The following is an 18,620-nucleotide window of genomic DNA, read 5'->3' on the forward strand; positions in this document are numbered from 1 at the left end:
CGACTGCCCGCTTGTTGACCGCGCGCCACATCAATCCGGCGCGCAGTCAACAAACCCGCACGCTGTTGGCCCGTCACACCCTTTTTGGGGGTGTGAGGGGGAAGCGCCCGCCTCTAAAGTTCGAGACCACTGCTTTAGAAGTGTTCTACACCCGAAGAGGAGCACTACATGGTTCAGGCGACCCAGGAATTAGCGACCCGACGACCCGCCCTCACACCGCGACGAGATCCAGCGTGGCAAGCCTTCGCCTTGCTGCGGATCATCTTCACCGTCGCGCCGATACTGTTCGGACTCGACAAGTTCTTCAACATCCTCGTCCACTGGCCCATCTACCTCTACCCGAACGCGCTCGTCATCACCGAGCAGGAGGCGATGTACGTCGTCGGCATCGTCGAGATCGTCGCCGGTCTTGTCGTGGCCATCGTTCCCCGGTATGGGTCGCTGCTGGTGGTCGTCTGGCTCACCGCCATCATCGTCAACCTGCTCGCGGTGGGCAGCTTCTACGATGTCGCGCTTCGCGACTTCGGACTGCTCGTCGGAGCGCTCGCCTTGTGGCGGCTTTCCGTCGTCTACGCTCCCGGGCTTCCGTTCCGGATGCGGAAGAAGCCGTCAGCCTGACAGGACGGGCAAGTCCTCAGGCGACCAGCAACGCGTCGGCGTCGAGGATCTCGTACGAGTAGCCCTGCTCGGCCAGGAAGCGCTGGCGGTTCTGCGCGAAGTCCTGGTCGACGGTGTCGCGCGCGACCAGGGTGTAGAAGTTGGCGGGCAGTCCGCTCTCCTTGGGCCGCAGCAGCCGACCGAGTCGCTGCGCCTCCTCCTGGCGGGAGCCGAAGCTTCCGGAGACCTGGATCGCCACCGTCGCCTCCGGCAGGTCGACCGAGAAGTTGGCGACCTTGGACACCACCAGCACGGTGATCGACCCATCACGGAACGCCTGGTACAGCCGTTCCCTCTCGTCCACCGGGGTGGAGCCGGTCAGCGACGGTGCGCCGAGCGCATCCGCCAGCTGCTCAATCTGGTCCAGATACTGGCCGATCACCAGGATGCGCTCGCCGGCGTGCTTGTCGACCAGCTGCCGCACGACCCTCAGCTTCGCGGGCGCGGTCGCCGCCAGGCGGTAGCGCTCATCGTCGGCGCTCGCCGCATACTCAAGCCGCTCCTGCTGCGGCAGGTCGACGCGCACCTCGTAGCAGGATGCCGGCGAGATAAAGCCTTGTGCCTCGATCTCCTTCCACGGCGCGTCGAAGCGCTTCGGCCCGATCAGGCTGAACACGTCGCCTTCGCGGCCGTCCTCCCGCACGAGCGTGGCGGTCAGCCCGAGCCGTCGCCGGGCCTGCAGCTCCGCGGTCAGCTTGAACACCGGCGCAGGCAGAAGGTGCACCTCGTCGTAGATGATCAGGCCCCAGTCCATCGCGTCGAGCAGGCCGAGGTGCGCGTACTCGCCCTTCCGCTTCGCGGTGAGGATCTGGTACGTCGCGATGGTGACCGGCTTGACCTCTTTGACCGCTCCGGAGTACTCGCCGATCTCATCCTCGGTCAGGGTGGTGCGGCGCAGCAGTTCGCTGCGCCACTGCCTGGCCGACACGGTGTTGGTGACGAGGATGAGCGTCGTCGTGCCCGCCCGCGCCATCGCGCCGGCGCCGACCAGGGTCTTCCCGGCGCCGCACGGCAGCACCACAACGCCGGAGCCGCCGGTGAAGAAGTTGTCCACCGCGTGGTCTTGGTACGGGCGCAGGTTCCAGTCGGCGGTGTCGAGGCTGATCTTGTGCGGTGTCCCCGGCGTGAAGCCGGCAAGGTCCTCGGCCGGCCAGCCGAGCTTCACCAGCTCCTGCTTGAGCTGCCCGCGCGCCCACGGCGCGACGGTGTAGCTGTCGGATGAGCGTTGCCCAGTGAGCAAGGGGGAGATGCGCTTGGCCCGCGAGATCTCGGTGAGCACCGCGGCATCCGTCGACCGCAAGACGAGGTCATCGCCGTCGCGTTCAATGACCAGCCGTCCATAGCGGCCGACGGTCTCCCGGATGTCGATGGCCACCGACTGGGGGATCGGAAACTTCGCGTACCGCTCGAGTGTGCCGATCATGTCCTCGGCGTCATGTCCGGCAGCGCGCGCATTCCACAGCCCGAGGCGGGTGATCCGGTAGCTGTGCATGTGCTCAGGGGCGCGCTCGAGTTCGGCGAAGACCGCCAGGTCGTGCCGGGCATCCTCGGCCGCCGGGTGGGCGACCTCAAGCAGAACACTCCGGTCGCTCTGCACGATCAGGGGTCCGGAAGGCATCCGCGTATTCTACTCGCTACCCTTCGCCGACCGAGTGGATGCTCGCCAGAGGCAGGGTGCGTTCGACCCCCGAGCTGTTGTCCCGCGCGCGCAGCCGCCCGCCCGCGACACTGGTGGGCTCCAGGACGAAGGTCGTGACCGAGCCGTTCGGCATCGTCACGCGCACCGTGAGGGTCGAGCGCGCACGGATGGCGCTCTCCAGTTGCCGGACCAGCCAGGCCTGCCCGGTGTCCTGTGGCGCGTCGGCGTCCGCAGCGCGCAGTCGGTGGACCAGCCCGATGTACGGGTCCGGCGCATCCGGTACCGGGAGCGGTCGGTTGCGGCGGAGGTTGATCAGCCGGCCGACATCGTCCTCTGCGGCCACCGGGTAGCGGGCCTCGCTGAGGGTCCAGAACAGTTGAGCGGGGTCGCGCCGGCTTACCAGCCGATGCGGTCCTGTGGCGCGCAGCCCGAGTACGGCGAGCGACTGGTCGACCAGAACAGTGTGCAGCAGCTCCGTGTCGTCGGAGCGCACATAGCTGAACCCCTCGGTGCCGTCGAGCGACCCGACCCGCAGCGCCCCGAACCGGCGGGCTGTCTCGTCGATGAGGTACGCGAGGGGCTGAGGGATGCCGGTGAGGGAGACCGATTCCAGGAAGCCGGTGAGCGAATCGGCGGACTCGCCTCCTGCGAGCGCCCGGTTCAGGCTCGACGACGTGACCCGGTAGGTGGATGCGACCGCTCGACTCTGCGCGTCGGCCAGCGTGCGCAGGCGTGCATCGATCTCCGGGGTGAGGGGTCCGGGAGCGACGATCGACAGGTCGTGCTGCAGGTACACGTTGGACACCGACGGTGGCAACAGCGCCGAGATCGCCTCGACCGAGGCATCCGGTCCACCGGCCAGAAGCAGCCTGGCCGGGGTGGATGGGGTGTGGCGGGCGGTGACCCCGAGCAGTTCGCTCTCGCGCAGCCCGAGCTCGACTGCCTCCGCAAGCTGGCTTCCGCCCGCGGGAAACAGCCAGCCGATGAGCGGGCGCAGGTGGTCTCCGTGGTCGCGGAAACCGGCGAGCAGGGTGCGGAACGACTCCGGCAGCGAGTCAGCGAATGCGGTTGCGAGTCGGATCCAGCGGCCGGATGCCTCCAGGCCGAGCCAATCGTCCGCCGCGTCGGTCGCGTGCAGCTGCCCGGTGCCCTCCGACACCAGAGAAGCCCGCACCGCCATGCTGATGAACGCGAGAGTCACGTCGGTGTCGACCGCGAGCGCGTCGGCGAGGCGGCGCAGGTCGGGCTGGGAGATGCCGCCGCGGGAGAGCCGGCGCGCGGGTTCGAGTTTCAGCTGGTGCAGCAGTTCGGCGACGGAGGTTCCGGTGAGGAAGGCGTGCTCCGCCGCGAGTGCGTCGACGGTTGCCTGCTCATCGTCGGTGAGAGTGGTGCCGGTGGGTTTGGGTTCATCGGCCAGGGCCGCGGCATCCGGCAGTCCCTGCCCGGGCCAGGCCGCGAGCCGCGCGCGGACCTCCTCGAACACCACAGGGCCGTCGGCCGACCCGTCGCCCAGCAGCAGCCGGTCGGCGCACTCCACCGCGACCCGGGTCACCGGCGCGCTGCCGGCGAACGCCGCGAGTGTCGGCCGGTCGACGGCGGCCAGCGCAGACTGGATCGCGCTGGGCGACAGCAGGGCATCGGCGGCGTCGAAGAAGTCCCGGATGCCGGTCGTCGCCAGTTTGCGGCGGCGAAGAGCGGCAATCAGGTCACTGTCGCTCAGCGAGCGGAGGCGTGCGGCGAGAGTCAGCGTGCTGGTCACGACCACCTCCCGCTCATGGTCATCCGCCGTTCGACTTGGCGGCGCGTCCGCGCCGTATGGCGCTCAGGATGAGCAGCGCGATGATGAGCACGAAGGCGACCGGAAGGCCGATCAGGGGCAGCATTATGACAACCGGCCAGATGCCCTCGCTGAATCCGTCGTTGTTCCCGACACCCATCGCGGTTGCGACGATTACGGCGATAAAGGCGAGCAGGGACAGGCCGACGATGGCGATGATCAGGAACGCCAGCAACCGTTCGCCACGGTTGATCCCGCCGGGTGTCGATGCTGTCACGAACTCAAGGATACGGGCATCCGATTGCCCGTAGTCTTATGGGAACCAAGTACGACCCCTGCGCGCCCCCGCGCTGACGGAAATGAGGAGTGGCATGCCGACCGGCAGAGTCAAGTTCTTTGACGAGGAGAAGGGCTTCGGCTTCATCAGTTCTGATGACGGCCAGGAGGTCTTTCTTCACGCTTCCGCCCTGCCCGCTGGCGTCACGGTGAAGGCCGGCACCAAGCTCGAGTTCGGCATCGCCGACGGCAAGCGTGGTGCGCAGGCACTGTCGGTGCGGGTGGTCGAGGCGCCGCCCAGCGTGGTCAAGATGAACCGCAAGCCCGCCGACGACATGGCGATCATCATCGAGGACTTGGTCAAGCTGCTCGACGGCATCGGCGGCAACCTGAAGCGCGGCCGGTACCCCGACAACTCGCACAGCCGCAAGATCGCGGCGATGCTGCGCAAGGTCGCGGACGAACTGGATGTCTGAGCAGCCCGACATCCCCCTGGCGCGGGAGGCGCTGCTCGACATCACGACGGCGGACACGATCGGCGACTTCGCGGGCACCCGCGACGACGGTGACGGCGTCACGACGCTGTTCTTCGACACCACCATGCGCGGCTACCGCGGGTGGCGCTGGACCGTGACCATCGCGCACGTGGCCGGACTCGAGCCGAGCGTGCTGGAGACCGAACTGACCCCCGGCGACGATGCACTGCTGTCGCCGGACTGGGTGCCGTGGGCCGACCGGATGGCCGAGTACCGCGCCGCGCAAGAGGCGGCAGGCGAGGATGCCGACGTCTCGGACGACGATGATGACGACGACGACCTGCACGACGAGGACGAGGACGACCTGCACGACGAGGACGAGGACGACCTGCACGACGAGGACGACGTCGATGGCGTCGACATCGACGTCATCGCCGAGTCAGCGCTGGCGGATGATGGTGTAGACGAGCCCGATCAGGCCGATGACGATGCCGACGACGCAGGTCCACAGCCACCACGAGTTTCCCGCCGCCGCAAGCGGACCGGGCAGGAACAGCAGCACGACGAGGGCGACCAGCCAGAGTCCTAGGCCGAGCGCGATCGGCTTGCGGTCATCCGTCTTCACCGGCGGCGGGTCGGGCCGCCGTTCGTCGTCATGAAGCAACAACCGCATGCGCACAGGCTAGCGGCCGCCCGCCAGCGCCTCCACCACGAACTCGATGCTGCGAATCAGCTGGCGCACATCATCCGGCTCGATCGCCACGAAGGTCGCGACCCGCAACTGGTTGCGGCCGAGCTTCCGGTACGGCTCGGTGTCGACGATTCCGTTGGCCCGCAGCGTCTTCGCGACGGCTGAGGCGTCGACCGAGTCGGCGAAGTCGATGGTGACCACCACTTGCGAGCGGTGATCGGGGTCGGCGACGAACGGTGTCGCGTAGTCGACGGATGCCGCCCAGTCGTAGAGTGCGCCGGATGATTCGCGGGTGCGGGCATCCGCCCAGGCCAGGCCGCCGTTTCCGTTGATCCACTCCAATTGGCCCTCGAGCAGCACGAGGGTGGAGATCGCCGGGGTGTTCAGGGTCTGGTTCAGTCGGGAGTTGTCGATGGCGTTCTTCAGGCTGAGGAACTCCGGGATGTAGCGGCCGCTGGCCGCGATGCTCTCGGCCCGCTCGATCGCGGCGGGGGAGAACAGTGCGAACCAGAGGCCACCGTCGGAGCCGAGGTTCTTCTGCGGGGCGAAGTAGTAGACATCCGTCTCGCTCGCGTCGAAGTCGATGCCGCCCGCGGCGCTGGTCGCGTCGATGACGGTGAGTGCCCCGTCGGCGTCGACGCGGCGCACCGGAGCCATGACGCCGGTTGAGGTCTCGTTGTGGGTCCAGGCATAGACGTCGAAGCCTTCCCCGGGCTGCGGTTCACCGCGGGATCCGGCCGGCGCCTCGATGACCTGAGGCGGCACGAGGAACGGCGTCTTGGCGGCCTTGGCGAACTTGGAGCCGAACTCGCCGAAGGACAGGTGCTGACTGCGCGTGCGGATGAGGCCGAACGCCGCGGCATCCCAGAACGCGGTGGACCCGCCGTTGCCGAGGATCACCTCGTATCCGTCCGGGATGCGGAACAGCTCACCCAGACCCTCTCGGACGCGTCCGACCAGGTCCTTCACTGGCGCCTGGCGGTGCGAGGTGCCGAGCAGGTCGGCACCCGGGCCAGCCAGCGCCTCGAGCTGGGCGGGGCGGATCTTCGACGGCCCGCATCCGAATCGTCCGTCGGAGGGAAGCAGGTCTTCGGGGATCGTCACGTCCGTCATGGGCCAATTCTATTTGCTCAGGCGACGTCGCCCGCGGCCAACCGCTCAGGCCGCTCAGGTTAGGCTTGCCTTTGAGTTTGTGGGGGCAAGGAGGGCCGGATGACCGATCTGATCGACACGACAGAGATGTATCTGCGGACCATCTACGAGCTCGAGGAAGAGCACATCATCCCGCTTCGCGCCCGCATCAGCGAGCGGCTCGGGCATTCCGGTCCGACCGTGTCGCAGACCATCGGCCGGATGGAGCGGGACGGACTCGTCGTCGTCGAGAACGATCGTCAGCTGCGTTTGACCCAGGCCGGCCGCAGCAAGGCAGTCAACGTCATGCGCAAGCACCGGCTCGCGGAGCGGCTGCTGGCCGATGTCATCGGCCTCGACTGGGCTCTCGTGCATGAGGAGGCCTGCCGCTGGGAGCACGTGATGAGCGAGCAGGTTGAGCGGCGCATCATCGAGTTGCTGCAGCATCCGACCCACTCCCCGTACGGCAATCCGATTCCTGGCCTGTCCGACCTGGGCGAGAACGTGCAGACCGGGGCGTTCTCGGATGGCGTCGTGAACCTCGTGAACTTCGTGCACGGCGCGGTGGGTGCGCAGACTGGCGAGGTGAAGCGGCTCGGCGAGCCGGTGCAGTACGAGCCGGAGGTGCTCGAGCAGCTGCGTGCCGCGGGCCTGGTCCCCGGCGCCCACGCGAGCTTCACCTCGACGCCCGGCTACGTGCACGCGACGGTCGAGGGCAGCGATCAGAGCCTCGAGTTGCCGACGGATGTCGCCCAGCACATCTACGTCGCGGTTACACCTAAGAAAACAGCCGGGTAACGACCGCGTGCCCGTGCGTGATTAGTGGCGCGAATCGGGTTAGCCTTGAACGTCCGCTCAGCGCGTGAGCTGTAAAGGAAGAGTCGAATGATCAGAGGGCGAATCATCCAAACCGTGGATGAGCGCGCCCTTTTCTTCATACGACGCAGCAACGGGTACGCCTGCCAGGCGCACTTGGAGAACGACTGAGCACTGTCATTTGACAGTGCTTTCTTGTTTTTTTAGCTACTTCCGCTCATTCACTGACGGGCAGGACGAACACCTGCAAGCCGTGCAGGTTTCTTCGGAAGGATGAGCATGCGCACCCTGGTCCTGAACGCGGGCTTCGAGCCCCTTGCCGTCGTGTCCTTCAAGCGGGCACTGGTGTTGGTGATGAACGACAAGGCGACGATCCTCGCCGCAGACGATGACAATCCGGTGTTCGGTTCGTTCGGAGCGTACGACCGGCCATCCGTCATCCTGCTGACCAGGTACGTACGGATTCCACAGGGTCGGATGGTGCCGGTGAGCCGTCGTGGGGTGCTTCGTCGCGACGGGCACCGCTGCGCGTACTGCGGTGCCAACGCCACCACGATCGACCACGTTCTGCCGCGTTCGCGAGGCGGTGAGGACAGCTGGGAGAACCTGGTGGCCTGCTGCCTGCGTTGCAACAACGTCAAGGGTGACCGCACGCCCGCGGAGATGCATTGGGAGCTGAAGGTGCGACCGCGGCCGCCGCACGGGTCGGCCTGGCTGGTGCGCGGCATCGAGAGCCCGCTGCCGCAGTGGGATGACTTCCTGACGCCGGTCGCCGCCTGACCCCCTCCATCCCCTTAAGCTTCACGAGACTGCACAGACCTTCGTTCTGGGGCTCCATACTGCCGATTTGCGCAGTCTCGCGGGGTCGGAGAGGAGTGCCGGCCCGCTCACGCGTGACCGCTGTCGCTGCTGTGCCATGACGCCCACAATGCGGCATAGTCCCCACCCGCTGCCACCAGTTCGTCGTGATGGCCCAGCTCGACGATGTGCCCGTCCCGCATCACCGCGACCCGGTCGGCGTCGTGAGCGGTGTGCAGCCGGTGCGCGATCGCGACCACGGTGCGGCCTGCCAGCACGCGCTCGAGCGCTGTCTCCAGGGTTCGTGCTGCATTCGGGTCCAGCAGCGAGGTGGCCTCGTCGAGCACCAGGGTCTGCGGGTCGAGCAGCACGAGTCGGGCGAGCGCGACCTGCTGCGCCTGCGCGGGGGTCAGCAGCACCCCGCCCGAGCCGACCACGGTCTGCAGCCCGGTGGGCAGCGAGCGCACCCACTCCAACGCCCCGACCACCGACAATGCGTGCTCGAGCATCCCGTCGTCCGCGCCCGGCGCCGCCAGCTGCAGGTTCTGTGCGAGGGTTCCGACGAAGACGTGATGCTCCTGCGTCACCAGCGCGACGTGGGTGCGCAGCCGCTCGAGCGGCAGGTCGACGACCCGCACCCCACCGACGGTCACCGTGCCATCCGTCGGCGTGTCGATGCCGGCCAGCAGCCTGCCGAGGGTCGACTTGCCCGACCCGGATGGCCCGACGATCGCGAGCCGCTCGCCCACCTCCGGGTCCAGGTTGATGCCGTGCAGCACGTCCCGGCCGTGCGGGTAGGCGTAGCGCACGTCGCGCGCGAGCAGCGTGTCATCGGATGGCCGCGCATCCGGGATCGGGTGGCGGTCGGGTGGCACCTCGGCGACTCCGATGATGCGGGACAGCGCGGTCGCCCCGATCTGGATCTCGTCCATCCAGCCGAGCAGCTCGTTGACCGGCCCGATCAGCTGCGTGCCGTACAGCGCGACCGCGGTGACCTCGCCGACCGTGGCGTCGCCGGCCTGCACCAGCCAGGCGCCCCACGCGATGACCGCGACGATCGGCACGAGGAAGGACAGTTCCATCGACGGCAGCCACACCGTGCGCAAGCCCAGGGTGTAGCGCTCGGTCTCACGCCGTTCGTGCAGCGCGGCGTCGATCTTGCGTTGCTGGGCGGGCGCAATGCTGAGCGCCTCGATGGTGTGAGCGCCCTCCACGGTTTCGCTGACCACCCCGGTCAGCCGTGCGAACGACGCCAGCTGCCGCTGATAGCCCCTGCCAGAGCGCCTGAGGTACCAGCGGCTCACGGCGACGATGCTCGGCACGCCGACGAACAGCGCGAGCGCGACGAGCGGGTTGGTGAGCAGCGCGGCGATGATGGTGAGGATTGTGGTCACGCCCGCCACGAGGATTCGCGGCACACCGAACCGGACGGTCTGCGCGATGCTCTGGATGTCGCTGGTGGTGCGCGAGAGCAGGTCGCCGGTGCCCGCGCGTTCGACCGTGGACAGCGGCAGCGCGCCCACCGTGGCCATGAAGCGCTCCCGCAACGCGGCGAACACCGTCTCGCCGAGGACCATGGCCCGCTGCTGGGCGAACCTGCTGATGAAGCCCTGCCCGGCGAAGGCGGCGACCAGCGCCAGCGCGACCAGATTGACGGTCGTCAGGGTGGCGGTTCCCGAAGCGATGGCGTCGACGATCCGGCCGATCAACCACGGGCCGGCGAGTCCGCAGAGCGAGGCCAGGGTGTGCAGCACGACCACCGAGGTGAGGGTGCGACCGTGGTGGCGGAGCAGCCGAGCCGCCTCCTGGCGTACCGTCCTCGTGTCAGCGATCGGCAGCAGCATCCGGGTGCCCCTCTGAATACACCGGGATGGCGCCGGTGTGCTCGGCGGCGTACCACAGCGTGTCGATGGCGCCGGTGCTGGCGTCGTCGAGCTCTTCGCCCTCTGCGGGTTCGGCGGCGCTCACTGTGCGCGCGACGATCGAGCGGTACAGGTAACCGGTGTCGTCCTCGCGGCGCAGCAACTCGGCGTGGCTGCCGCTGCCGACGACCCGGCCGTCCTGCATGACCCGGATGATGTCCATGCGGTCGAGCACCAGCGGGCTGGCGCTGACGACCACCGTCGTGCGGCCCTCCCGCGCGTGCCGCAGACGGGTCGCGATCTGCGACTCGGTGTGTGCGTCGAGCGCGCTGGTCGGCTCGATGAGCACGAGCACCTCGGCGTCGGTGAGGAGCACCCGCGCCAGGCTGAGCCGCTGGCGCTGTCCGCCGGAGAAGGACCGGCCCCGTTCAGCCACCGTCTGCCGCAGCCCGTCCGGCAGCCCCTCGACCGTCTCGGTGGCGGCGGCATCGTCCACCGCGCGGCTCACGGCCCGGAACTGCCCGGTCTCCGTCCCCTCGAACGCCGGGTCGCGCGCCCGCTTGACGTCCAGCCCGTCGATGAGCGCGCCACCGAACAGGTGCGGGTGGGCGTCGCTCACCACGATCCTCTTGCGCAGTTCCCGGATCGGCACCCTCCTGTGGTCGACGGCTCCCCACAGCACCGGCGCAGCCGCGTGCGCGCTGTCGTCGAACCGGCCGAGCCTGGTCGCGACTGCCGCCGCCGCATCCGGGTTGGCGTCCACCAGGCCGGTGAACTGGCCGGGTTCGACGACGACACCGGATGCCACGTCCACCAGTTCCGCACCCACCGGCGGCGCGCTTGCGGGCGAGGCGACGTCGCGCGCCGCCGGCTGGATTCGCAGCACGTCGAGCACCCGTCGGGTGGCGACGATGCCTTTCGCGAACACCTGGGTCGCCTCGACGCCCGTGCGGAGCGGGATGACCAGGAAGGTCGCGTAGCCGTAGAAGGAGATCAGTTCGCCGGCGCTGATGGTGCCGGCGAGCACCAGGCGCGCCCCGTACCAGACGATGAAGGCCAGGAATACGCCGGGCAGGAAGACCTGCAACCCATCCAGCCAGGACTGGAGCTTGGCCAGGTGCACTCCGGCGCGGCGCACCTGCTGGGAGCGCGCGGCATAGCGGGCGATGAACTCGTCCTCGCCGCCGATGCCACGCAGCACCCGAAGCCCGGCGACGGTGTCGGCACCGAGGGTGGTGAGCAGGCCGGTCTGCTCGCGCCACACGGTCTGCCTTGTCTGCAGCGGCCGCAGCAGCAACGCCAGGAGTCCGCCGAGCACCGGGACCCCGATCAGCACAACCAGTCCGAGCTCCACCGAGGTTGCGAGCATGATCGCGGACACGACCAGGTAGGCGACGATGCCGCCGCTCAGGCGTGCCACGACATCGAACATGGCGCCCAGGCTCAGTGCGTCCGTGGACACCGTGGCCACGATCTCCCCGGATGGCGTGGTCGCGGTGATCGCGGACCCGGTCTCGGCGGAGTGGTGGCCGATCAGCCGGCCGATGTGCAGGGATGCCCGCACCAGGTTCTTCACCGCCATCCGGTGGCGCAGCGCGCCGGACACGGCCTGCACCACGGCGACCGCGAGCAGCAGCCCGCACCACAGCCACACCTCTGCCGATTGCGCTGCGACACCATCGTCGATGGCCCGCCCGAGCAGGTACGGCCAGAGTGCCTGGCAGAGCATCCAGATGACACCGAAGGTCACTCCACCGATCAGGAACCGCTTCTGGCGGCTGGCCTGCCAGAGCAGGAAGCGGGGAACCGACTCGAGATTCGGCCGGTCTGCGGATGGTGCTGTGCCGCTCATCGAAGAGGTCACTTCCGCGATGCTACGCCGCGAGTCGAACCGCTACTAGATCAGCACCGGGGTGGCGCCCATGGCTGGTTGATCGACCGCACGAGTAGCCTCGATTTCGGGAGGCGCTGTGACCGAGAACTGGACCGTCGACGATCACCTGCGGGGAGCCGACCCGGCGCACGTCGAGTTGTATCGCGCGGTGGAGGCGATCATCCGGGAGTGCGGGCCGGTCACTCTGTCGGTTTCTAAGACGACCATCACGTTCAAAGGTTCGAGTCGCGGCTTCGCGGGTGCCCGCCCGTCCAAGTTCGGTGTGGACGGGTATCTGGACCTGATGCGGTCCCTGGTCGGTGACCGGCGCATCCGGAGCGCGAGCCCGTACCAGCGCAACCTGTTCGTGAACCACTTCCGGGTGTCGTCGCTGGCGGACCTCGACGAGTCGTTCCGCGGCTGGGTCGCCGAGGCGTACGCCGTGGGGGAGGGTGCGCACCACCTGGGCTAGTCGAGGCCGAGCACCTTCTGGATGGTGGTGACGACGCCGTTCTCCTCGTTGGACGGCGCGATGTAGCGGGCGGCGGCGAGGACGTCCGGATGCGCGTTCGCGACGGCGAAGGACAGATCGGCCGCGGCGAGCAGACCGAGGTCGTTCAGGTAGTCACCGAAGGCCATCGTCTGTGCGGAGGTGACGCCGAGCTTCTCCTGAAGGCGGTGCACGACCGTCGCCTTGCTGGCATCCGGGCTCATCACGTCGACCCAATGGCCGCCCGAGAGCACCACCTGCTGGTCGGATGCTGCCTTCTCGAGCGCTGGCAGCGTGCGCGCCTCGGCGTCACCGAAGTCGTAGACCGCGACCTTGAGGAACTCGTCGTCAACGCGCGTGAGGTCATCGACGTCGGCGAGTTCGAGGTAGTACTTCTCGGCCTCCTGCCGGAACGCCCGGTCGGTGCGCTCGACGTACGCAGACCGCTTGCCGCAGACCACCGCGCCGAGATCGAGTCCGGTCTCGACCAGTTCGCGGACCGTGCGCACGAGCCCGTGGACGACATCAGTGCCGATGGTCGCTGAACTCAGCTCCTCCCCGTCGCGGACCACGTATGCGCCGTTCTCGGCGATGAACACCATGCCGTCGGCTTCCCGCTCGAACAGGTAGGCGAGCATCGCGTACTGGCGTCCGCTGGCCGGGCTGAAGGTGATGCCTCGCTCGTGCAGTTGGTGCAGGAGCGGCCAAAGGGAATCCGGGACCTGCTTGTCGCCATCGAGCAGGGTTCCGTCCAGGTCGGCGACGATCAGCCGGACGTCCTGTCCGGGTTCAGGGAGTGTGCGCTCAGCCATCCGGTCAGGCTACGTGCCGCACCTGTGCGAGCGGGATGCGTCAGTCGGCGCCCCAGACGGACTTCGAGCTGCGCGCGTCGGAACGCGGACGCGCGCGCGGCCGCGTGCCTGGCCGCCAGACGATCGCTCCGGCGAACAGCCAGAGCAGCATCGCCAGGCTGCCCACGCTCGCCAGCCACGCGGCGATCGCAAACTGAGTGGCCCCGGCGCTTGCGCCGAAGTAGGACGCCTCGCTCGCTCCCGCCATGGCGAACAACACCGCCAGCGTGAGGGTCACCCACCCTATGTGGAGCAGCGCCTTCAGATACGGATTCGCCTGAGCAGAACTCGCCATGCGCTGAACCTACAGCCAACCGACCAGCGTCCAGTAGCACTCGCGGAACTACGACCGCGCCGACACCCGCTTGGTCTGGTACGCCCAGATCGCGATCTCAACCCGGTTGCGCGCGGCCAGCTTCGTCATCAGGCTCGCGACGTGAGTCTTCACCGTGCTCAGGGTGATGTACAGCTCGGCGGCGATCTCGCTGTTGCTGAGGCCCCGGGCAACAGCAGCGAGCACCTGCTCCTCTCGCTCGGTGAGCGGCTCGACCGGTTGCGGCAGAGGCGCGGCGGGAGCGGTACTCGCGAAGGTTTCGAGCAGGCGCACGGTGACGTTGGGGGCGATGAGGGCGTCGCCGCTGGCCGCGGCGCGCACCGCCTGTCCGAGCAACTCGGAGCCAGCGTCCTTCAGCAGGAAGCCTTTCGCGCCTGCGCGCAGGGCGGCGTAGACGTACTCGTCGAGGTCGAAGGTTGTGATGATCACGACGTTCATCGGGTCCTCGACGCCGGGCCCGGCGATGGCGCGGGTCGCCTCGATGCCGTCGATGCCGGGCATCCGGATGTCGAACAGGCACACATCCGGGCGCAGGCTGCGGGCGAGCGCCACGGCCTGGTCGCCGTCGGATGCCTGGCCCACCACCTCGATGTCCGGCTGGGCGTCGAGGATCATGCTGAGCCCCGTGCGAACCAGCTCCTGGTCGTCGGCGATGAGTACGCGGATTCTCACGTGGTCCATCCAACACGAGGGAGCACTGCGGTGACGACCCATCCGCCGCCCGGCGCGCGGGCGGACTGGCACGTGCCGCCAAGCAGCGCCGCGCGTTCCATCATTCCGGTGATGCCGTAACCTGGCGTGGTCGCCGGAGCCACCTCACCGTCGTTGGTCACGGTGAGCTGCACTCCGCCCGCGTCCGCCTGCACAACGACCTCGATGAGGGATGCTCCCCGCGCGTGCCGCCGGGCATTCGTCACCGACTCCTGCGCCATCCGGTACACCGCGGCGGCCACCGTCGGCGGGATGCTTTCGGTGTCACCAGTGATCCGCACCTCGACGCGTGGCCCGGCCGCTTCTTCGCTCGCGAGCTGCTCGATGTCGGCGAGCGTGCGGCCTGGCGCCAGCTCTGGCGCCTCGCCCTGCCGCAGCACGCGAACCATCGAGCGCATCTCGGCCAGAGTTCTGGATGCCTCAGCCTCGATCACGCGGAGGGCATCGGTCGCAGCATCCGGCTTCAGGGCTGCGGTCGCCAACCCGGCCTGGGCGCGGATCGCAATCGCGGACACGTGGTGGGCGACCGTGTCGTGCAGGTCGCGGGCCAGCATCTCGCGTTCCGTCAGCCTGGCGCCATCCAGTTCACGCATCCGGGCGCGGGCCCTGAAGCGGAGAGCGAAGGCGAGGGTGACCACAATGGCGAAGAATGCGGCTTCCCCGATGAGGTCGCCCAACACTGTGCCGGTCAACGCGGAGACAACCAAGCTGGCGAGGAGGATACCGGATCCGATCACCAGAGCGTGCCCATTGCCCCACCGGAACAGCGCGTAGAGCGTGAAGAGGACGAACCCGCTCGTGTAGAGGAGGGAGTCGCCGAGGAGCACGGACGCGAGTGCCGTGGTGCCGAACGTGATCGCGAGCATGAGCAGCGGCCGCGTCCGTCGCCACAGCAGGGTCGGGGCAGAAGCGATAACGAGGATCGCGGCCACCAGCGGCTGGGTCAGGTCGGTGCGCAGCGTCGCCTCGAGCGCCGCGGCCACAACGACCAACGCCACCAACACCCAGTCCCGCCACACGCGCCGCGGCGGTGGGGGAGCTGCGCCTGGCGCGTTCCACGCGGAACGCAGGAGACCGGTCACGTCCTCATGATAGGAGCGCATCAGCGTGCGGCCCCGGATGCCCGGGCTAGACGCGCACGTCGAAGGATCACGAACTCCGCGACGCCGGCGTTGATCACCCAGGCTGCGCCCATGAGCAGCGCGTCGGTCAGGCTGTCGACCGGTCCGACGGCGAGGATCCACACCGCGAAGACCAGGGCCTGGGTTCCGGCGGCGATGCCGAGCGCGTAGGCGCGCGTCATCCAGGCGCCGTGCGCGACGAAGTCGCGGCGCCGGATGCTGGTGATCCCGAGTACGAGGCAGGCCACCATCGCCGAACCGAAGGCCAGGCGGATCACCATGAGCAGCGCGCTGTCGCCACCGGGGAACGAGTAGAAGGCCGCCATCCATAGGCCGGAGAAGGCGGCGACGAAGCCGGCGGGGATCAGGACCAGCCCGGCGATGCGATGCCAGCTGCGCCTGCGGCGCAGCGCGGGGACGAACTGGAACGCCCCGAGCAGGCAGTAGACCGTGGCTCCGATGATGTGCGCGATCACCGGGATAGGCGAGTCGAAGAAGCGAGCGTTGTCCGCGGTGATGGCGCCGCCGGTCAGCTGGGTGAGCCGGAACATGCCGGCTATCACCGGGATCAGGCTGAGCAGGATGAGGCCGGATGCGGCAAGCCAGCCGCTGCGCTGCTTTGTTCGGTCACGCTGGGGCTGCCCCGCGCTCGTGCGGGTGATGGTGATTCGGGAAGTCATACCCCGATGCTCGCTTGATTGCCCGGCCACGACATCGGGAGAGCGGACGAGCCGGAAACCGTACTTTCGGCTGATCGGAATCAGGCCGATCTGCCGATGTCAGCCGTTCGAGGGCGGACAAAAATCGAACCATGACAACGAACACCACCATGACAGCGGCCGTGTACCGCAAGTTCGGCCCCCCCGAGGTCGTGCAGGTCGAGACGGTCCGCAAGCCGACCCCGAAGGCGGGCGAAGTCCTCATCAAGGTCCACGCCAGCACCGTCAGCGTGGCCGACCACCGCTCCCGCAGCCGCGACATTCCTGCCGGACTCGGCCTCATGGCCGCCTTCGGCCTGGGCGTCTTCCGCCCCCGCAACCACATCCTGGGAATGGATGTCGCCGGCGTCGTCGAAGCGGTCGGCGCCGACGTCACCAGCTTCACTCCGGGCGACCGGGTGATCGCCATGATGGGCGGCAAGTTCGGCGGCCACGCCGAGTACGCCTGCGTCGCCGCGGACGGCGCCATCACCCGCGCCCCCTCCAACATGAGCTTCGAGCAGGCGGTGACGCTCCCGTTCGGCGGCAGCACCGCCCGAGAGTCCCTGAACCAGGTCGCGATCAAGCCGGGCGACACCGTGCTCGTCAACGGCGCATCCGGTGCCGTCGGAACCGCGACGGTGCAGCTGGCCAAAAACCTGGGCGCGCATGTCACCGGCGTCACCAGCGGAGCGAACCGGGAACTGGTCACCTCGCTCGGCGCCGACCGTGTCATCGACTACACAACGGATGATTTCACCGCCGAAGGCAAGGAATACGACGTCATCGTCGATTGCGTCGGCAACGCCCCGTTCGAGCGGGTCGAATCGTCGATCAAGCCCGGCGGCGCCCTGCTGCTGGTGATCATCGACCTCAAGGGGATGCTCAAGGCGCGCGGGCAGAGCCGCAAGAGCGGCAAGCGCGTCATCCCGAACCTCGGCAGGTACCGCGCCGACGACCTGGCCTACATCGTCAGCCTCGCCGAATCCGGCCGCTACCAGGCGGTCATCGACCGCACCTATGACCTCGCCGACACCGTCGAAGCGCACCGCTACGTCGACACCGGACGCAAGAAGGGCAACGTCGTGCTGCGCATCTCCACCCCCGACAACAACCGAAACCAAGGACAGAACTCATGACCATCTCCGCACCCGAAACCGACCCCCGCCGCCTGAGAATGAGCGGCCTGCACATGTTCCTCCTCATCGCCGGCGTGCTCGGCGCCGCAGGGTCGCACCGGCTCCTCGGCGATATCGACCTCCTCGGCTGGGGAATCGGCGCACTCGCCGCCAGTGTCGCACTCATCCTGTTTGGTGCGGTCGGGCTGGGCCGGAGCATCCGCTCCACACCGATCGCCCCCGACGGCTACCCGACTCGGCTCGAGGGCCAGCTGGACCCAGCGCTGTCCCGCGGCATGTGGCTGGTGAAGTGGCTGCTGGCTTTCCCGCACTACATCGTGCTCGCCATCCTCTGGGCGGCGTTCCCAATTGTCGTGCTGGCATCCGGTCTGGCGATCCTGTTCACCGGCCGCTACCCGGCGTCCTTATTCGAGTTCGTCGTCGGAGTGCTCCGCTGGAACTGGCGCGTCGTGTTCTACGCCACCGGAGTGCTCGCCACCGATCAGTACCCGCCATTCACGCTCGCCCGCACCGACTTCCCGGCGACGTTCGACGTGGCCTACCCCGACCGGCTGTCCCGCTGGAAGGTGCTGGTCAAGTCGTGGCTGCTCGCGTTGCCGCACCTGATCATCGTCGGCATCCTGGCCGGTCTGCTGTGGGTGTTCTCCGACGGCCCGGGCGTTGGCGGACTGGTCGGCCTCCTGGTGTTCATCGCCGCGCTCATCCTGCTGTTCACCGGCGTCTACAACTCCGGCCTGTTCAACCTGGTGATGGGCATCCACCGCTGGATCTACCGGGTCTACTCCTACACATCGCTGCTGCGGGACGACTACCCGCCGTTCCGGCTCGATCAGGGGCCGCTCGAACCCGCGTACCGCTGACCCACTCGCTGTCCCACCTCAGCGCACTACGCGTGTGCTGAGGTGGGACAGCAGTTGGCAGCAGTACTTGCCACCTTCCGAGGACGTTTGTGCCATCCGAGGCCGAACGGTCGCCGTCGTATGGCACGAACCTCATCGGAACTACGGCCGCGACGACATCAGACGAGCGCGTTGAGGGCTGCGACCGCGTCCTCGGTGTCGACACCGAACCAGTCCGGATCGCTGAACCATTCGAGGCCAACCGCCCTGAATTCCTCGACGGTGATGCGTCGGCTGGAACGCAGGATGGTGGCAATTTCGTCTGCCTCCAGCCGGTACTCGTCTTCGGGTGCAACCCGGCCAGGCTCCAACCCGAACGGGTCGTATTCGCTCAGTACTTGCAAGACCGCGTCGCTGCGTCCCATCGGTGTGACCTCTTCT

Annotated in this window: 20 protein-coding genes and 1 pseudogene; 8 read left to right on the top strand and 13 right to left on the bottom strand. The window is 68.2% G+C overall.

The window, feature by feature from the left end; translation table 11 throughout:
- Positions 1–168: 168 nt before the first annotated feature.
- A complete protein-coding gene (locus HGK58_RS04850; protein WP_168626374.1) occupies positions 169–618 on the top strand; it encodes a hypothetical protein in 450 nt (149 codons plus the stop codon).
- A gap of 16 nt (positions 619–634) precedes the next feature.
- On the opposite strand, the gene HGK58_RS04855 is transcribed toward HGK58_RS04850, so the two are convergent.
- Genes HGK58_RS04855 through HGK58_RS04865 form a run of 3 tightly spaced genes read right to left on the bottom strand, consistent with a single transcriptional unit; the run spans position 635 to position 4,350 of the window.
- Positions 635–2,275, bottom strand: coding sequence for a DNA repair helicase XPB (locus tag HGK58_RS04855; RefSeq protein ID WP_168626375.1), 1,641 nt, complete (start codon positions 2,273–2,275; stop codon positions 635–637).
- A gap of 16 nt (positions 2,276–2,291) precedes the next feature.
- Positions 2,292–4,055, bottom strand: a complete 1,764-nt coding sequence (locus HGK58_RS04860; protein WP_168626376.1) for a helicase-associated domain-containing protein — start codon at positions 4,053–4,055, stop codon at positions 2,292–2,294.
- Positions 4,056–4,074: 19 nt separating this feature from the next.
- On the bottom strand, positions 4,075–4,350 hold the full coding sequence (locus tag HGK58_RS04865) for a multidrug ABC transporter ATPase (protein ID WP_168626377.1): 276 nt from the start codon (positions 4,348–4,350) through the stop codon (positions 4,075–4,077).
- A 94-nt stretch (positions 4,351–4,444) separates the two neighbouring features.
- Here HGK58_RS04865 and HGK58_RS04870 point away from each other — a divergent pair, with 94 nt between their 5' ends.
- Together HGK58_RS04870 and HGK58_RS04875 are read left to right on the top strand one after the other, a co-directional pair.
- Complete coding sequence (locus HGK58_RS04870; RefSeq protein ID WP_168626378.1) at positions 4,445–4,825, top strand: cold shock domain-containing protein; 381 nt, start codon at positions 4,445–4,447, stop codon at positions 4,823–4,825.
- Positions 4,818–5,414: a DUF3027 domain-containing protein gene (locus HGK58_RS04875; RefSeq protein WP_210422603.1), complete on the top strand. Its 597-nt coding sequence runs from the start codon at positions 4,818–4,820 to the stop codon at positions 5,412–5,414. Before HGK58_RS04870 ends, HGK58_RS04875 begins: the two co-directional genes overlap by 8 nt.
- Here HGK58_RS04875 and HGK58_RS13710 read toward each other — a convergent pair.
- Positions 5,349–5,498 (bottom strand): annotated as a pseudogene (locus tag HGK58_RS13710) (DUF2530 domain-containing protein); the annotation flags it as partial. The gene HGK58_RS04875 and the pseudogene HGK58_RS13710 sit on opposite strands and share 66 nt — an antisense overlap.
- A gap of 9 nt (positions 5,499–5,507) precedes the next feature.
- On the bottom strand, positions 5,508–6,629 hold the full coding sequence (serC, locus tag HGK58_RS04885; protein WP_168626380.1) for a phosphoserine transaminase: 1,122 nt from the start codon (positions 6,627–6,629) through the stop codon (positions 5,508–5,510).
- A gap of 99 nt (positions 6,630–6,728) precedes the next feature.
- Here serC and HGK58_RS04890 point away from each other — a divergent pair, with 99 nt between their 5' ends.
- The gene (locus HGK58_RS04890) at positions 6,729–7,445 is read left to right on the top strand and encodes a metal-dependent transcriptional regulator (protein ID WP_168626381.1); all 717 of its coding nucleotides are present in this window, start codon (positions 6,729–6,731) and stop codon (positions 7,443–7,445) included.
- A gap of 297 nt (positions 7,446–7,742) precedes the next feature.
- Complete coding sequence (locus HGK58_RS04895) at positions 7,743–8,243, top strand: HNH endonuclease (protein WP_168626382.1); 501 nt, start codon at positions 7,743–7,745, stop codon at positions 8,241–8,243.
- A 107-nt stretch (positions 8,244–8,350) separates the two neighbouring features.
- Here the strand turns inward: HGK58_RS04895 and HGK58_RS04900 are convergent, their stop codons facing one another.
- Both HGK58_RS04900 and HGK58_RS04905 read right to left on the bottom strand, forming a co-directional pair.
- Positions 8,351–10,105 (bottom strand): ABC transporter ATP-binding protein, encoded by a 1,755-nt coding sequence (locus HGK58_RS04900; protein WP_168626383.1) that lies wholly within the window; start codon positions 10,103–10,105, stop codon positions 8,351–8,353.
- Positions 10,086–11,987, bottom strand: coding sequence for an ABC transporter ATP-binding protein (locus HGK58_RS04905; protein WP_349236130.1), 1,902 nt, complete (start codon positions 11,985–11,987; stop codon positions 10,086–10,088). Before HGK58_RS04905 ends, HGK58_RS04900 begins: the two co-directional genes overlap by 20 nt.
- Before the next feature lie 106 nt (positions 11,988–12,093).
- Here HGK58_RS04905 and HGK58_RS04910 point away from each other — a divergent pair, with 106 nt between their 5' ends.
- A complete protein-coding gene (locus HGK58_RS04910; protein ID WP_168626384.1) occupies positions 12,094–12,468 on the top strand; it encodes a DUF5655 domain-containing protein in 375 nt (124 codons plus the stop codon).
- Here the strand turns inward: HGK58_RS04910 and HGK58_RS04915 are convergent.
- The 5 genes from HGK58_RS04915 to HGK58_RS04935 are packed head-to-tail and all read right to left on the bottom strand — an operon-like array spanning position 12,465 to position 16,183.
- Entirely contained in the window at positions 12,465–13,298 is an 834-nt protein-coding gene (locus tag HGK58_RS04915) for a Cof-type HAD-IIB family hydrolase (protein WP_168626385.1), read from the bottom strand. The two genes, HGK58_RS04910 and HGK58_RS04915, sit on opposite strands and share 4 nt — an antisense overlap.
- A 40-nt stretch (positions 13,299–13,338) precedes the next feature.
- On the bottom strand, positions 13,339–13,632 hold the full coding sequence (locus HGK58_RS04920) for a hypothetical protein (protein ID WP_168626386.1): 294 nt from the start codon (positions 13,630–13,632) through the stop codon (positions 13,339–13,341).
- Positions 13,633–13,680: 48 nt separating this feature from the next.
- Positions 13,681–14,343 (bottom strand): response regulator transcription factor, encoded by a 663-nt coding sequence (locus HGK58_RS04925; RefSeq protein ID WP_168626387.1) that lies wholly within the window; start codon positions 14,341–14,343, stop codon positions 13,681–13,683.
- Entirely contained in the window at positions 14,340–15,464 is a 1,125-nt protein-coding gene (locus HGK58_RS14020) for a histidine kinase (RefSeq protein WP_168626388.1), read from the bottom strand. The genes HGK58_RS04925 and HGK58_RS14020 overlap by 4 nt, the downstream gene beginning before the upstream one ends.
- 20 nt (positions 15,465–15,484) lie before the next feature.
- Positions 15,485–16,183, bottom strand: coding sequence for a DUF2306 domain-containing protein (locus HGK58_RS04935; RefSeq protein WP_168626389.1), 699 nt, complete (start codon positions 16,181–16,183; stop codon positions 15,485–15,487).
- Between the two features lie 131 nt (positions 16,184–16,314).
- Here HGK58_RS04935 and HGK58_RS04940 point away from each other — a divergent pair, with 131 nt between their 5' ends.
- Positions 16,315–17,340 carry an NAD(P)-dependent alcohol dehydrogenase gene (locus tag HGK58_RS04940; RefSeq protein WP_210422605.1) on the top strand — a complete coding sequence of 342 codons (1,026 nt, stop codon included), beginning with the start codon at positions 16,315–16,317 and terminating at the stop codon, positions 17,338–17,340.
- Positions 17,337–18,200 (top strand): DUF4389 domain-containing protein, encoded by an 864-nt coding sequence (locus HGK58_RS04945; RefSeq protein ID WP_349236131.1) that lies wholly within the window; start codon positions 17,337–17,339, stop codon positions 18,198–18,200. The genes HGK58_RS04940 and HGK58_RS04945 overlap by 4 nt, the downstream gene beginning before the upstream one ends.
- 158 nt (positions 18,201–18,358) lie before the next feature.
- Here the strand turns inward: HGK58_RS04945 and HGK58_RS04950 are convergent, their stop codons facing one another.
- On the bottom strand, positions 18,359–18,604 hold the full coding sequence (locus HGK58_RS04950) for a hypothetical protein (protein WP_168626390.1): 246 nt from the start codon (positions 18,602–18,604) through the stop codon (positions 18,359–18,361).
- Positions 18,605–18,620: the final 16 nt, after the last annotated feature.

The sequence above is a fragment of the Cryobacterium sp. BB307 genome (genome assembly GCF_012274275.1).
In the GTDB taxonomy this organism is placed as follows: domain Bacteria; phylum Actinomycetota; class Actinomycetes; order Actinomycetales; family Microbacteriaceae; genus Terrimesophilobacter.

What these genes read in the sequence shown, in the direction of transcription:
- HGK58_RS04870 (WP_168626378.1), top strand. Translation starts at nt 4,445, where the DNA reads ATGCCGACCGGCAGAGTCAAGTTCTTTGACGAGGAGAAGGGCTTCGGC.
- HGK58_RS04915 (WP_168626385.1), bottom strand. Translation starts at nt 13,298, where the DNA reads ATGGCTGAGCGCACACTCCCTGAACCCGGACAGGACGTCCGGCTGATC.
- HGK58_RS04940 (WP_210422605.1), top strand. Translation starts at nt 16,315, where the DNA reads ATGACAACGAACACCACCATGACAGCGGCCGTGTACCGCAAGTTCGGC.
- HGK58_RS04935 (WP_168626389.1), bottom strand. Translation starts at nt 16,183, where the DNA reads ATGACTTCCCGAATCACCATCACCCGCACGAGCGCGGGGCAGCCCCAG.
- HGK58_RS04900 (WP_168626383.1), bottom strand. Translation starts at nt 10,105, where the DNA reads ATGCTGCTGCCGATCGCTGACACGAGGACGGTACGCCAGGAGGCGGCT.
- HGK58_RS04875 (WP_210422603.1), top strand. Translation starts at nt 4,818, where the DNA reads ATGTCTGAGCAGCCCGACATCCCCCTGGCGCGGGAGGCGCTGCTCGAC.
- HGK58_RS04890 (WP_168626381.1), top strand. Translation starts at nt 6,729, where the DNA reads ATGACCGATCTGATCGACACGACAGAGATGTATCTGCGGACCATCTAC.
- serC (WP_168626380.1), bottom strand. Translation starts at nt 6,629, where the DNA reads ATGACGGACGTGACGATCCCCGAAGACCTGCTTCCCTCCGACGGACGA.
- HGK58_RS04850 (WP_168626374.1), top strand. Translation starts at nt 169, where the DNA reads ATGGTTCAGGCGACCCAGGAATTAGCGACCCGACGACCCGCCCTCACA.
- HGK58_RS04950 (WP_168626390.1), bottom strand. Translation starts at nt 18,604, where the DNA reads ATGGGACGCAGCGACGCGGTCTTGCAAGTACTGAGCGAATACGACCCG.
- HGK58_RS04855 (WP_168626375.1), bottom strand. Translation starts at nt 2,275, where the DNA reads ATGCCTTCCGGACCCCTGATCGTGCAGAGCGACCGGAGTGTTCTGCTT.
- HGK58_RS04945 (WP_349236131.1), top strand. Translation starts at nt 17,337, where the DNA reads ATGACCATCTCCGCACCCGAAACCGACCCCCGCCGCCTGAGAATGAGC.
- HGK58_RS04895 (WP_168626382.1), top strand. Translation starts at nt 7,743, where the DNA reads ATGCGCACCCTGGTCCTGAACGCGGGCTTCGAGCCCCTTGCCGTCGTG.
- HGK58_RS04920 (WP_168626386.1), bottom strand. Translation starts at nt 13,632, where the DNA reads ATGGCGAGTTCTGCTCAGGCGAATCCGTATCTGAAGGCGCTGCTCCAC.